At 51.9% G+C, this 13,057-nt stretch carries 18 protein-coding genes; 5 read left to right on the top strand and 13 right to left on the bottom strand.

The window, feature by feature from the left end; translation table 11 throughout:
* The first annotated feature begins 162 nt into the window (after positions 1-162).
* Positions 163-813 carry a LysM-like peptidoglycan-binding domain-containing protein gene (locus GFC06_RS02090; protein ID WP_016151435.1) on the top strand — a complete coding sequence of 217 codons (651 nt, stop codon included), beginning with the start codon at positions 163-165 and terminating at the stop codon, positions 811-813.
* A 54-nt stretch (positions 814-867) separates the two neighbouring features.
* On the opposite strand, the gene GFC06_RS02095 is transcribed toward GFC06_RS02090, so the two are convergent.
* From GFC06_RS02095 to GFC06_RS02120, 6 genes are all read right to left on the bottom strand, one after another.
* Entirely contained in the window at positions 868-1,791 is a 924-nt protein-coding gene (locus GFC06_RS02095; RefSeq protein WP_019078212.1) for a DMT family transporter, read from the bottom strand.
* A gap of 143 nt (positions 1,792-1,934) precedes the next feature.
* Positions 1,935-2,384 (bottom strand): 50S ribosomal protein L9, encoded by a 450-nt coding sequence (rplI, locus tag GFC06_RS02100; protein WP_003025676.1) that lies wholly within the window; start codon positions 2,382-2,384, stop codon positions 1,935-1,937.
* A gap of 41 nt (positions 2,385-2,425) precedes the next feature.
* Positions 2,426-2,653: a 30S ribosomal protein S18 gene (gene rpsR / locus GFC06_RS02105; RefSeq protein ID WP_000135199.1), complete on the bottom strand. Its 228-nt coding sequence runs from the start codon at positions 2,651-2,653 to the stop codon at positions 2,426-2,428.
* A gap of 4 nt (positions 2,654-2,657) precedes the next feature.
* The gene (gene priB / locus GFC06_RS02110) at positions 2,658-2,972 is read right to left on the bottom strand and encodes a primosomal replication protein N (protein ID WP_003025674.1); all 315 of its coding nucleotides are present in this window, start codon (positions 2,970-2,972) and stop codon (positions 2,658-2,660) included.
* 6 nt (positions 2,973-2,978) lie between these two features.
* On the bottom strand, positions 2,979-3,374 hold the full coding sequence (gene rpsF, locus GFC06_RS02115) for a 30S ribosomal protein S6 (RefSeq protein WP_016151433.1): 396 nt from the start codon (positions 3,372-3,374) through the stop codon (positions 2,979-2,981).
* A 159-nt stretch (positions 3,375-3,533) separates the two neighbouring features.
* A complete protein-coding gene (locus GFC06_RS02120; RefSeq protein ID WP_065554880.1) occupies positions 3,534-4,298 on the bottom strand; it encodes a TSUP family transporter in 765 nt (254 codons plus the stop codon).
* 297 nt (positions 4,299-4,595) lie between these two features.
* Here GFC06_RS02120 and yjfY point away from each other — a divergent pair, with 297 nt between their 5' ends.
* A complete protein-coding gene (gene yjfY, locus GFC06_RS02125; protein ID WP_016155520.1) occupies positions 4,596-4,871 on the top strand; it encodes a DUF1471 family protein YjfY in 276 nt (91 codons plus the stop codon).
* Between the two features lie 130 nt (positions 4,872-5,001).
* Here the strand turns inward: yjfY and GFC06_RS02130 are convergent, their stop codons facing one another.
* From GFC06_RS02130 to ulaA, 6 genes are read right to left on the bottom strand one after another with little or no spacing between them, the layout of a single operon-like run.
* Positions 5,002-5,688, bottom strand: a complete 687-nt coding sequence (locus GFC06_RS02130; RefSeq protein ID WP_153689797.1) for an L-ribulose-5-phosphate 4-epimerase — start codon at positions 5,686-5,688, stop codon at positions 5,002-5,004.
* Positions 5,688-6,542: an L-ribulose-5-phosphate 3-epimerase gene (locus tag GFC06_RS02135; protein WP_016151429.1), complete on the bottom strand. Its 855-nt coding sequence runs from the start codon at positions 6,540-6,542 to the stop codon at positions 5,688-5,690. Before GFC06_RS02135 ends, GFC06_RS02130 begins: the two co-directional genes overlap by 1 nt.
* A 9-nt stretch (positions 6,543-6,551) precedes the next feature.
* On the bottom strand, positions 6,552-7,202 hold the full coding sequence (gene ulaD / locus GFC06_RS02140; protein WP_153689798.1) for a 3-keto-L-gulonate-6-phosphate decarboxylase UlaD: 651 nt from the start codon (positions 7,200-7,202) through the stop codon (positions 6,552-6,554).
* 12 nt (positions 7,203-7,214) lie between these two features.
* A complete protein-coding gene (gene ulaC, locus GFC06_RS02145; RefSeq protein WP_109017781.1) occupies positions 7,215-7,682 on the bottom strand; it encodes a PTS ascorbate transporter subunit IIA in 468 nt (155 codons plus the stop codon).
* Between the two features lie 11 nt (positions 7,683-7,693).
* Positions 7,694-7,999 (bottom strand): PTS ascorbate transporter subunit IIB, encoded by a 306-nt coding sequence (gene ulaB / locus GFC06_RS02150; protein WP_016151426.1) that lies wholly within the window; start codon positions 7,997-7,999, stop codon positions 7,694-7,696.
* A 15-nt stretch (positions 8,000-8,014) separates the two neighbouring features.
* Complete coding sequence (gene ulaA, locus GFC06_RS02155) at positions 8,015-9,412, bottom strand: PTS ascorbate transporter subunit IIC (protein WP_153690721.1); 1,398 nt, start codon at positions 9,410-9,412, stop codon at positions 8,015-8,017.
* Between the two features lie 367 nt (positions 9,413-9,779).
* On the opposite strand from ulaA, the gene ulaG reads away from it, so the two are divergent.
* Together ulaG and ulaR are read left to right on the top strand one after the other, a co-directional pair.
* Positions 9,780-10,844 (top strand): L-ascorbate 6-phosphate lactonase, encoded by a 1,065-nt coding sequence (ulaG, locus tag GFC06_RS02160; protein ID WP_153689799.1) that lies wholly within the window; start codon positions 9,780-9,782, stop codon positions 10,842-10,844.
* Positions 10,845-10,950: 106 nt separating this feature from the next.
* Entirely contained in the window at positions 10,951-11,706 is a 756-nt protein-coding gene (gene ulaR / locus GFC06_RS02165) for an HTH-type transcriptional regulator UlaR (protein ID WP_016151423.1), read from the top strand.
* Here ulaR and yjfP read toward each other — a convergent pair.
* Complete coding sequence (yjfP, locus tag GFC06_RS02170) at positions 11,703-12,452, bottom strand: esterase (RefSeq protein ID WP_016151422.1); 750 nt, start codon at positions 12,450-12,452, stop codon at positions 11,703-11,705. The genes ulaR and yjfP overlap by 4 nt on opposite strands.
* Positions 12,453-12,633: 181 nt before the next feature.
* Between yjfP and bsmA the strand changes: the two genes are divergently transcribed.
* Positions 12,634-12,963: a biofilm peroxide resistance protein BsmA gene (gene bsmA / locus GFC06_RS02175; RefSeq protein WP_029139740.1), complete on the top strand. Its 330-nt coding sequence runs from the start codon at positions 12,634-12,636 to the stop codon at positions 12,961-12,963.
* Positions 12,964-13,057: the final 94 nt, after the last annotated feature.

Genomic DNA, 13,057 nt, shown 5'->3' on the forward strand with positions numbered 1-13,057 from the left:
GGTAAAACTTTGTCTCGGGAACAGATGACAAATCGCGAGGAAACATAAACAATAGGAATACCCCGCGTTGACGTCACGAAAGCGGGTAATATGACGAACATCATAGCATTAGCCATCTATACTCTATGATCGAGGAACGAGACGCGGAGCAGGAGGAAAGCCATGCCCGGGCGCTTTGAATTAAAACCAACCCTGGCGAAAATCTGGCATGCACCGGACAATTTTCGCATTATGGATCCGCTACCGCCTATGCACCGACGCGGCATTATAATTGCTGCTATCGTGCTGGTGATAGGCTTCCTGCTGCCCTCCAGTGACACCAGCGATGCCCCTGTGGTTACGCGTACTGCCCAGCTGGATTTACAGTCACAGTCGCAGCCGCCGACCGAAGCTCAACTGCAGGCACAGTTGGTCGCCCCGCAAAACGATCCGGGCCAGGTCGCTCCGCTTGCCCCAGAGCCAATCCAGGAAGGAGAACCAGACGCGCAGCCGCAGGCTCAGCAATCTCAGCCGCAGACGCAACCTTTCCAACAGGATAGTGGAATTGAGCAGCAGTGGCGCTCCTATCGCGTAGACTCGGGCAAAACGCTGGCGCAGGTATTCCGTGACCATAACCTCCCGCCAACCGATGTATACGCAATGGCGCAGGTTGAAGGTGCCGGAAAACCGCTGAGCAACCTGAAAGACGGCCAGATGGTACAAATCAGGCAGAATGCCAACGGCGTGGTAACGGGATTAACCATTGATACCGGTAATGGTCAGCAGGTACTGTTTACTCGACAACCTAACGGCAGTTTTATTCGCGCCCGTTAACCGGCACACCTGTGTACCTGATAAACACAGCGCATCAGACATTAAGGTGAAGCGTCAGCGCTTCACCTTGTTCACCCACCAGATCCCGGAACAGACCAGCACCAGCGCCAGCGCATATTTCCATTCGAGAATGTTTTCGCCGAGGAATATCGCCGACAGAACCGCCCCCGAAACCGGGATCAGGAAGTTAAACGGCGCAATCATCCCCACGCGGTTATGCTTGAGCAGAATACTCCATAACGCAAAAGCGACCGAAGAGAGTAACGTCAGGTAGCCCAGAATCGCCACTGAAGACGCGCCGTGTACGGTCAGCGTGCCACCAAAAGCGTAGCCGCCGATAACCAGCGCCAGACCGCCGACACCCAACTGATATCCTGTCATTACCGTCGGGTCTACCGTCTGAGAAATGCGTTTACCGTATAACGTGGCGGCAGAAAGAATAAAGGCCGCCATCACCACTGAACCGTCCCCTAACAAGCTGAAGCTAAAATCCAGTCCGCTGCTAAAGTTCACCACCATTACGCCGGTAAAGCCCAGGATACAGCCCAGCACTTTGTTGTAGCTCAGCTTGTCGTTCTGATAGATAAAATGGGCCAGCAGCACGCTGAAGAAGGTGCCGGTCGCGTTCATGATCGACCCCTTCACCCCCGTCGTGAACGCCAGGCCAATATAGAAGAAGATGTATTGCAGCGAGGTTTGCGTCAGTCCCAACAGCGTGAGCTGACCGTACTGACGCGGGCTTAACCGGCCAATCGGTTTACGTTGCGCCACCGCCAGCAATAGCAGCAATAATCCAGCAAACAGGAAGCGATAGCCGGCAAAGACAATTTTTGAAGGAATGTCATCCGTGGCAATCTGGAAGATCTCATATCCGCTTTTGATCGCCGGATAGGCGCTCCCCCACAGCAGACAGCAGAACGCTGCGCTCAGGTAGACAACATTTTTACGCGCAAACAGAGGTTGGTGCGTTGGTTCCATTCCATCACCACTTTGAAATAATGTTTTATTTTTATGATTATCCCGAAAAGGATAAAGAATAGCCAGAGCGAAAAGCGGAGGGAACAGAAAAGCAAAACGCCGACACAAGGCCGGCGCTTTTACGCGGTAATCAGAATAAAAACTTATTCTGCAACTACGTTTACAGTCAGCTTAGCAAACACTTCGCTGTGAACCTGGAAGCTCACTTCGTGCTCACCAGTGGTACGCAGAACGCCGTTCGGCAGACGAACTTCGCTCTTAGCTACTTCAACGCCAGCTGCAGTTACAGCGTCAGCGATGTCGCGAGTACCGATGGAACCGAACAGTTTACCTTCGTCGCCAGCTTTAGACGCGATGGTTACGGTTTCCAGTGCGTTGATTTTCTCAGCACGAGCTTCAGCAGCGGACAGAACGTCAGCCAGTTTAGCTTCCAGCTCAGCGCGACGCGCTTCGAAAAATTCAACGTTTTTCTTGGTAGCAGGAACAGCTTTACCCTGTGGTACCAGGAAGTTACGAGCATAGCCCGCTTTAACGTTAACCTGATCACCCAGGCTACCCAGGTTTGCTACTTTATCAAGCAGAATAACTTGCATTACCTTATCCTCTCAAAGTCGTATTAATGGACCGTGACCGATTACTGATGACGATCAGTGTACGGCAGCAGGGACAGGTAGCGAGCGCGTTTGATAGCGCGAGCCAGCTGACGCTGGTATTTTGCACGGGTACCGGTGATACGGCTTGGGACAATCTTACCGCTTTCGGTGATGTAGTTTTTCAGCGTAGCGATATCTTTATAGTCGATCTCTTGAACGCCTTCCGCGGTGAAACGGCAGAACTTGCGACGACGGAAATAACGTGCCATATGGCTAGTCTCCAGAATCTATCAATTCAATCTGCTCGGCATGCAGAACCATTTTGCTCAGGCCGTTCTTTGCCTTGTGGCAAGAGATGAACCCCTGAACGGTCACTGCGCTACCGACCGTTATACTGTGAGTAATGGCCTGGTTTTCGTGTCCGCTAATAATAACGGGCATTTGGCACCACGCCTGCCGGTGAAACCCGGCTTCCTCCTGCACAGAACGATGCTCAAGCACGAACTGGCAATGAGGAATTCCTGATGGACTGACCTTTCGAAGGGGAGCCCTGCACACGGTGCCGGACAACGCCAGACGGTTGGTCATCAGAAATTACTCTTCAGAATCCCCAGCTTCAGCATCATCTGCGGTTTCGTTAGCGAAATCATCGCGACGTTCACGACGCTCGTCTTTCGCTTTAACCATCGGAGATGCTTCGGTAACAGCGTGTTTAGTACGCATAACCATGCTGCGGATAACGGCATCGTTGAAGCGGAAGGTAGTTTCCAGCTCATCGATCACTTCCTGCGGCGCTTCAACGTTCAGCAGAACGTAGTGAGCTTTGTGCAGTTTGTTGATCGGGTAAGCCAGCTGACGGCGGCCCCAGTCTTCCAGACGGTGGATCGTGCCTTCTGCACCAGTGATGGCAGCAGTGTAGCGTTCGATCATACCCGGAACCTGTTCGCTCTGGTCAGGATGGACCATAAAAACGATTTCGTAATGACGCATCGAATTGCTCCTTACGGATTATTCAGCCTCCTGTCTGGGTCAGCCGAGGCCCGGGGAGGCAAGGAACGTGTTAAAGGTCGGCTGAAAAATTGACGCGTCATAATACTGGCGCCTGCCACTAAACTCAAGGTAATTGTACGATTATTTATCGTGTCGCCATTAATACATATCCAGCAGCATTTTGACGCTGATGCAAATGGAGACAATGACAATCATGGGTCGGATAACTTTCTTGCCGCGCGTTAGTACGACCGTCGCGCCAAGACGTGCGCCGAGGGACTGCCCGGCAAACATCACCAGCCCCAGCGACCAGATCATTTTACCGCCAAAAATGAAGAACAATATCGAGGCGATGTTGGACGCCAGGTTAATAAAATTCGAGTGAATTTGCGCCTTATCGATGCTGTATCCCCACAGCAGGATATAGCTGAGGGTATAAAAGGAGCCAGCCCCGGCACCGAGAAAGCCGTCATAAAAACCAATGCATCCCCCGCCGATCAACGAGAAGATAAACAGGGATACCTGCTGCTTTCTTTTCGGTTCGCTGAGATTTGGCGCAAAAATAAAGTAGATGGCGACCGCGATAATCAGGATCGGGAGCAGTTTCTTCAGCAGTTCCGGTTCAATGAACTGGATAAGCGTCGTTCCCATCGCAGAACCGATAAAGGCAGATAAAAACACATACTTGTGCTCCTGCACGTTGATATGCCCCCGGCGTAAAAAATAAATCCCGGAGGTCAGCGAGCTGCCCAGCGCCTGAATTTTATTGGTTGCCAGCGCATTCGCCGGGGGTAAACCAGAAATTAACAGTGCGCCAATCGAGAGAAAACCACCGCCGCCCGACACCACGTTAATAAAGCCTGCCACCAGCGCGACCATAAACATAATCACAAAGTAGCTGAAATCCATGAATGAAGTATCCATAAGTTTTTGCCTTATTATCATAAAGTTATATTAATTATCCGGCTCACTATAAACGGCGTACTCACCCGATTAAATTGACTATTTGGTAAGTGCTTATGCGCGAAAGACAGGTATTTTTCACCGCGCGGTACACACCAGCGGCCTGTTAATAAAAGAAAAGATGGTCATGCGGTAATTTTTTGAACAACTGCATCAGAAATGGTCGCTATCGACTGCGCCGGTAACGGTTAAAATTACATCAGAAGCTAATCACTCACAGGAGAGAGGCAACCAGAGACCGCAGTCGAGGAGGTACATATGCGAGCCCGTGTTTTGACCCTTCTGGCTATGCTTTTGCTTAGTGCAAATGCAACGGCAGCCATCAAAATTGACAATCATCAGGCCAGGAATATGGATGATGTGCAGAGCTTAGGCGTCATTTACATAAATCATAACTTCGCCACTGAAAGTGAAGCCACTCAGGCCCTGAATGAAGAGACCGATGCGCAAGGCGCAACCTACTACCACGTGATCCTCACCAGGGAACCCGGTAGTAACGGAAATATGCACGCCAGTGCAGATATTTACCGCTAGCACCAGAAATAACCAACGAGAACATTGCCGCAGTTTAATTTGCCCCCTTCACAGGGGGCTTTTTTTGCAACAAAGTCCCACAGCCAGATCAATAACATCCCCTGAATGATTGGGCTCCAGGACTTAGTCGTTACTTCTGTCCGTAATAGGCGTCTGGGCCGTGCTTACGCATGAAATGCTTATTCATCAGATAGCTGTCGATGGGGCTAAGAGCCGGATTAATACCACGCGCAATCCATGCCATTTTTGCCACTTCCTCCATTACCACGGCGTTATGTACCGCGTCGTGAGCATCCTTGCCCCAGGCAAACGGGCCATGCTGGTACACCACTACGCCAGGCGTATGCAAAGGTTCCACCTCCCCCAGCGTTTCGACAATCACCTTGCCGGTATTTAGCTCATACTCGCCCTGAACTTCAGCTTCAGTTAACGCCCTGGTGCAGGGAATATCGCCAAAGAAGTAATCCGCATGCGTCGTGCCGAACGAGGGAATTGCCAGACCCGCCTGCGCCCATGCCGTCGCGTGGGTTGAGTGGGTGTGCACCACGCCGCCGAGAGAAGAATAGCGGCGATACAGCACCAGATGGGTGGCGGTATCAGAAGAAGGACGATAGCGCCCTTCCACTACGTTGCCGGCCAGATCCACAACCACCATGTCATCTACCTGCATCGTTTGGTAGTCGACGCCGCTAGGCTTAATCACCACCAGCCCGCGCTCGCGGTCAATGGCGCTGACGTTCCCCCAGGTGAACGTCACCAGCCCGTAGCGCGGCAAATCCATATTGGCCTCAAAAACCTGCTGTTTAAGTTTTTGCATTACACCGCCTCCACCAGACCTGCGCTGGCCATTCGCGCCTTCACCCAGTCGCGCGCCTTCGCGACTTCACGTGCCGGGTCGTCCGACGTTTCACTCCACATCTCAATCAGGTATGGTCCGCAGTACCCACTCTGTTTGAGCGTCGCAAAACAACGTTCGAACTCAACAACCCCTTCACCAAACGGCACATTTTTGAATACACCAGGTTTGGTATCCTTCACGTGTACGGCAACGATATGACCCATCCCAGCCTGCAGCTCCATCTGCACGTCGTTATCCCACGCCGACAAATTGCCAATATCGGGATACAGCTGGAACCACGGATTGTTGAGATAGTGGGCATAACCCAGTGCCTTGCTGATCGAATTCATCAGCGGATAATCCATGATTTCCATCGCCAGCGTCACCTGCGCGCGGCTCGCCATCTCCACGCTCTCTTTCAGCCCATCGCGAAACCGACGACGCGTTTCGTTATTGGCCTGCTGGTAATAGACGTCGTAACCCGCCAGTTGAATAACGCGAATACCGATATCCTGCGCAAACTGAATGGCTTTACGCATGATCTCCAGCCCCTGTTCGCGCACCGCATCATCTTCACTGCCAAGCGGGAAACGACGATGAGCGCTCAGGCACATGGACGGTACGCGTATCCCTGTCTCAGCGATAGCGGCCACCAGCGCCAGTCGCTGCTCGCGGCGCCAGTCAAGACGAGCCAGGCGATCGTCGGTTTCATCAACCGATATTTCAACAAAATCAAAGCCCAGTTCCTTCGCCAGCTGCAAGCGTTCCAGCCAGCACTCCCCGCCGGGGAGCGCTTTTTCATAGATACCGAGCGGGACCTGTTTCGACAACATAGTCGCTCCTTATCCCCACAGTTGGGCGATGGAACGTTTGAACTGACGCGCAGCGTCTACCGGAGAGGCAGCATCGCGAATGCTGCGTCCGGCAATAAAGACGTGGATAGGGATCCCCCGGAACAGCGGCAGATCCTCCAGCGCCAGGCCGCCGGTGACGGTGACCTTAAAGCCCATATCAGAAAGGCGTTTGATGGCGCTAATATCTGCCTCTCCCCATGCCACACCCGCCGCCTGCGCGTCACGGCTGCGGTGATATACCACTTGCCCAATGCCCGCGTCACGCCACTCCTGCGCCTGCTCCCAGGTCCAGTAACCAGTCAGTTCAATCTGCACGTCGCCATTAAATTCTTTCGCCACCTCCAGCGCCCCCCTGGTGGTGTTGATATCCGCGCAGCAGATGACGGTAACCCAGTCAGCATTGGCTTCGAAACACATGCGCGAGAGGATTTTACCCGCGTCGGCGATTTTGGCATCCGCCAGCACAATTTTATGCGGATAAAGCGCCTTCAGATCGCGTACGGCGCGCACCCCCTCTGCCACGCAAAGAATCGTGCCCACCTCAATGATATCGACCTCTTCGGCAATCAGACGCGTCGTTTCATAGGCGGAAGACATTGATTGGTTATCCAGCGCAACCTGCAACATAGGTAATGACATTTTGGTATCCTTTTAAACAGCCGCCGCAGTGGCGTTATCAATTAAATCCAGCACTTCCTGCGCGGTGCGGCAGGCGCGTAAACGGTCGAAATTGGCTTCATCGTCAAAGAGATTCACGATCTGCATGATGCCGACTTCCTGATGTGTGTTGGCGTCTACTGCCGCCATGGTGATCAGGATGTCGACCGGGTCGTTATCTTCGTGGTTAAACACCAGCGGTGTTTTCAGCGTCACCAGCGCAAAACCGGTTTTCTTGACCCCTTCCTCCGGACGGCCGTGCGGCATCGCCAGGCCGGGCGCAATCACGAAATACGGGCCGAACTGTTCGACTCCGTCGAGGATGGCCTGGTAGTAGCGTGGTTCAACCACATCAGCCTTAACCAGCAGATCCACGCTCAGCTTTACCGCTTCCTGCCAGGAACTGGCCTCGGCCTGTAAAAGGATGGCGTCATTGTCTGCCAGCGAATCACGTAATTTCATAGGCCGCCTCCTTACTTCACGTCCTGAGGGAAATGCGCGTTGATCACTTCCAGCAGTTTTGGTCCAAAATCGGCGGGAGACAGCATGTTGCGTACGCCAACAACATATTTATTGCCCGATACGGTAATCTCACCGGCGATATGGGTAGAAGCGATGATGATATCCGCGCCGCTCAGTTCACTTTTGTATTCACCTACTGCGCAACTGTTTACCGTATGGTCAATATTTGACTGGGTTAAAAACTGATCCACCTTCATCTTCATGATCATGGAACTCCCCTGCCCATTGCCACATACAGCCAAAATACGTACGGTCATAATCGGAACTCCTTATTAAGCAGAGTGTTCTGCCAGTTGTTTTTCTGCGTCTTCCTCAGCGCGCAAGGTGCGTCCTGCGAAAAACATATAAGCCAGTGCAATCAGAATAATGACGGCCATAAACACGATGCCGATGGTGGCAAAGCCCTGCATCATCGGCGGCGCCAGAATTGACCAGTCCGCCATGCCCATCCAGGCGCTCATCCCGGTGAGCTTCACCGCCCAGACGCAGCCGAAGATTTCGATCATCCCCATCACCAGGCAAATCTTGAGTGCTGCGCGCCAGCCGCCAAAGTGGTTAGCAAACACGCCGATAGTCGCGTTCGAGAAGAACATCGGAATAAAGCCAGGGATAATCAGAATAGAAGAGCCACAACCCACCAGGACGCCCACCGCAATCAGTTGGCCGATGGTGCCCCACATAAAGCCCCAGACCACCGCGTTGGGCGCAAAGCTATAAATCGCCGCGCAGTCGATAGCCAGCACAGCACCCGGGATCAGACGTTGAGAGATACCGTTGAACGCTTCTGAAAGCTCAGCCACGAACATACGTACGCCCTGAGTGATGATGAAAATAGCGACGGCAAACGAAAAACCGGTCTGCAGGATATAGACCGTCCAGTGAGTTTTACCCGCCATCGCCTGAACCACATCAATGCCGAAAGAGAGCAGGATCGCGCCGAAGAAGAGGGTCATAACAATCGCGGTAGAAACGATGTTGTCATGGAAGATATTCAGCCAGCCCGGCAGCTTCAGATCTTCAACACTCTCCTCTTTCTTACCCAGATAAGGCGCGACTTTGTAGGCAATCCATGAAGCGAACTGCTGCTGGTGACCGATGGAGAAACCGCAGCCGTCGGTCACTTCCTGCGTCGGCTTGTACATCATATTGGAAGTAATGCCCCAGTAGAGCGACACCAGCACCGCGGTGCAGATGATGGTGGTCCACATCGGGTAACCAAAGATGTAGAAAGAGACGGCAATCAGGCCCGCCTGCTGGAACATAATGTGGCCGGTCAGCATGATGGTGCGAATGCCGGTAATACGCCGTAGCAGTACGTAACAAATATTCAGCGCCAGCGCCAACAGCACAGCATAACCCACCCAACTATAGGCATCGCCCATACGTTCGATGGTTGCCATCATGGAGGCATAGGTATCGGAAATCGCACCATTGATACCGTAAACTTCGGACATCTTCGCCACCACCGGTTTAAACGTGCTGGTCAGAATGCCCGATCCCGCTTGCAGCAACATAAAACCGATAATCGTTTTGATCGTGCCTTTGATAATAACGCTGACGCTTTTACGCAGCAGGATGTAACCAAGACAGGTCACAATACCCAACAGCAAGGGCGCGTTGGTCATAACCTGATTAAAAAAGACGGTAAAGATGTTGTAGAGGATCTCCATAACGATCTCCAGTAGACGAAGTTGCTGAACATTCATTACAGATGCCCAGGATGTTGTGCCCTCACTCTAATTTTCAAAAGTAATCACAACAAGATTGAATTTGATTAAATGTGATGCAGTACGCAAATAATTCACACACTTGCAGAGTGGCTTTACTTCTAATTAATCACTTCCAAAATAAACTCTATTAAAACAATAAAATACAAAACAAACACTCAAGTAAACCATCCTGTCACGCTGTGATTTGCTCACATTTCCCCGCTGAACACCAAAAATCAACGCATTGCCTTCTTGAAAAAATGATGTCAATATCAATCAAAACAAATCATAAATTGACTTAATCTGAATAAATATGAAGGTAAATGCGATGAGTAAAGTAAAAAGCATCACGCGTGAATCATGGATCCTGAGCACATTCCCGGAGTGGGGAAGTTGGCTGAATGAAGAGATCGAACAGGAGCAGGTCGCCCCGGACACATTCGCTATGTGGTGGCTTGGCTGTACCGGCATCTGGCTGAAGTCGGAAGGCGGGACGAACATTTGCGTCGATTTCTGGTGCGGAACGGGTAAACAGAGTCACGGTAACCCGCTAATGAAAACCGGCCACCAGATGCAACGCATGGCTGGGGTGAAGAAACTGCAGCCAAACCTGCGCACCACGCCGTTTGTTCTTGATCCGTTTGCAATTCGACAGATCGATGCGGTGCTGGCGACACACGATCATAACGATCACATCGACGTGAATGTCGCGGCCGCCGTCATGCAAAACTGCGCCGATGACGTGCCATTTATCGGGCCGCAAACCTGTGTGGATCTGTGGATGGGTTGGGGTGTGCCAAAAGAGCGCTGCATCGTGGTAAAACCAGGCGATGTGGTGAAAGTGAAAGATATTGAAATTCATGCGCTTGACGCGTTTGATCGTACGGCATTAATCACGCTGCCTGCCGATCAAAAAGCGGCAGGTGTGCTGCCGGATGGTATGGATGCACGTGCGGTAAACTACCTGTTCAAAACACCGGGCGGTACGCTGTACCACAGCGGAGACTCGCACTACTCTAACTACTACGCAAAGCATGGCAACGAGCACCAGATCGACGTTGCGCTCGGCTCCTATGGTGAGAATCCGCGCGGGATTACGGACAAAATGACCAGCTCCGACATGCTGCGCATGGCGGAAGCGTTGAATACGAAAGTGGTGATCCCTTTCCATCATGACATCTGGTCAAACTTCCAGGCCGACCCTCAGGAGATCCGCGTACTGTGGGAGATGAAAAAAGATCGACTGAAGTATGGCTTTAAGCCGTTTATCTGGCAGGTGGGCGGTAAGTTCACCTGGCCGTTGGACAAAGATAACTTTGAATATCACTATCCGCGCGGCTTTGATGACTGCTTCACGATTGAACCGGATCTGCCGTTTAAATCCTTCTTGTGACCCCTACAAAATGCCGGTCTATTCCGGCATTTTTTCCCATTTACTTTAGTATTTCCAGGCTATTTCAAATATCATCTTTTCAAATCAATTTGTATCGGAATAGCTCATGACTGAAGCACAAAGACATCAAATATTGCTGGATATGCTGGCGCAGTTGGGCTTTGTTACCGTTGAGAACGTGATTGAGCGTCTGGGGATTTCACCAGCCACAGCACGCCGGGACATCAATAAACTCGACGAAAGCGGCAAACTCAAGAAAGTCCGCAATGGCGCAGAAGCCATCACCCAGCAACGTCCGCGCTGGACACCTATGAATCTGCATCAGGCGCAGAACCACGATGAAAAAGTTCGTATTGCCAAGGCAGCATCCCAGCTTGTAAATGCGGGTGAAAGCGTGGTGATCAACTGCGGATCAACCGCCTTCCTGCTTGGTCGTGAAATGTGCGGCAAGCCGGTGCAGATCATCACCAATTATCTGCCGCTGGCGAACTATCTGATCGACCAGGAGCATGACAGCGTGATCATCATGGGAGGGCAATACAACAAAAGCCAGTCCATCACGCTTAGTCCGCAAGGCAGCGAAAATAGCCTGTATGCCGGACACTGGATGTTTACCAGCGGTAAAGGGTTGACCGCGGACGGACTGTATAAAACCGATATGCTAACCGCGATGGCTGAGCAGAAGATGCTTAACGTAGTGGGTAAACTGGTGGTGCTGGTCGATAGCAGTAAGGTCGGTGAACGCGCGGGGATGCTGTTCAGTCGCGCCGATCAAATCGATATGCTCATTACCGGCAAAAATGCTAACCCTGAGATTCTGCAACAACTTGAAGCTCAGGGCGTAAGCATCGTGCGCGTTTAAAGGTGCTGGCGAAAAAACGTTACCGTCGCTGCCAGCGCCTCTGGCGTGATGCGGTGGCGTACGCCCGCTTCCCACAGGCAGGTTAAATTGTTATCCAGCCCTGCCTGAATCAGCGCCTGCTGTAAGCGGAAGGTTTCAACCGCGGGCACCACATCGTCCTCCTGTCCATGCCACAACAGCAACGGTCTGTCGGCCAGGCGTTGTAGCTGATGCGTAACGTCCCATTCGGCGAGCGGTGCGATAATGGCATCGAACTCTGCCTGCTGCTCTGGCGTCTGGACCCGTAAAGGGGGAAAAAGCGTCTGTGCAAGACGGGTAAAATAGCCCGAACCCATCAGGCTGGCTACACATTTAACCTCGGGATGGCGGGCCATAATGCCCAACGCCGTCATGCCTCCCATCGACGCCCCCGCAACAGCAAGTCTTTCATCTGATAGCCAATTTTCCGCCACCAGCGCCGCACGTAACGTCGTAAACTCCTGCATGTTTTGCTGCAATATATGCCAGAAGCGGAACATTCGCTCCTGAGCATCACCGTTGAAGCGGGCACCATGGTCGGGCGCATCTGGCATGACAACCCGGAATCCGGCCTGAGCCAGAGCAACGGCAAAATAGCTATAGACCAGACTTGAAGATGTAAACCCGTGATAGAAAATAATGCAAGGGAGTGAACACTCGCGTTTACCAGCCGGAACGGCGTGCAGGACAGGGATACCAGCCAACTGTCGTGTTTCAATTTCGATCATTTGTCGCCTCTTTTTTTCTGGTATGCCATGCAGCAATACTTAACGCAAGCGAATGTGTTCGGCAATGATTCATAATGTTGAGAACTGGGTTACGCTTTCGCAACATTTTCATTCGAAAATCGCGTGAGAGATAACACTTCGGGAACATTCCCCTAAAGGGAAATTGATAAGGCACTACACTATGGCTATCAGGAAACGAGATAGAGTTATGCGTCGGTTTGCCTCTTTATTGCTGGTGATGCTTTTAAGCGCCTGTAGCGTGCTACAGGGAACGCCGCAACCCGCACCGCCCGTTGCCGACCACCCGCAGGAGATCCGCCGTGACCAGAGTAATGGGTTACAGCGAATAGGAACGGTCAGCGCGCTGGTAAGAGGCTCTCCGGATGATGCGCTGGCAGAGATCCGTGACAAAGCCGTCGCGGCTAAAGCTGATTACTACGTGGTTTTATTAGTGGATGAAACCATCGTGACAGGCCAATGGTATTCACAGGCTATTTTGTATCGTAAATAACATTGGGTTGGAATTTAGTCAGCTTTACATTGCTTTGCGCCGCTATGCGTTTACCTGTGCACAATAAACCAACAGCAGGAAGCTTGAGGTTTAT

It is taken from the genome of Citrobacter braakii (genome assembly GCF_009648935.1).
GTDB classification, from domain to species: Bacteria; Pseudomonadota; Gammaproteobacteria; order Enterobacterales; family Enterobacteriaceae; genus Citrobacter; species Citrobacter braakii.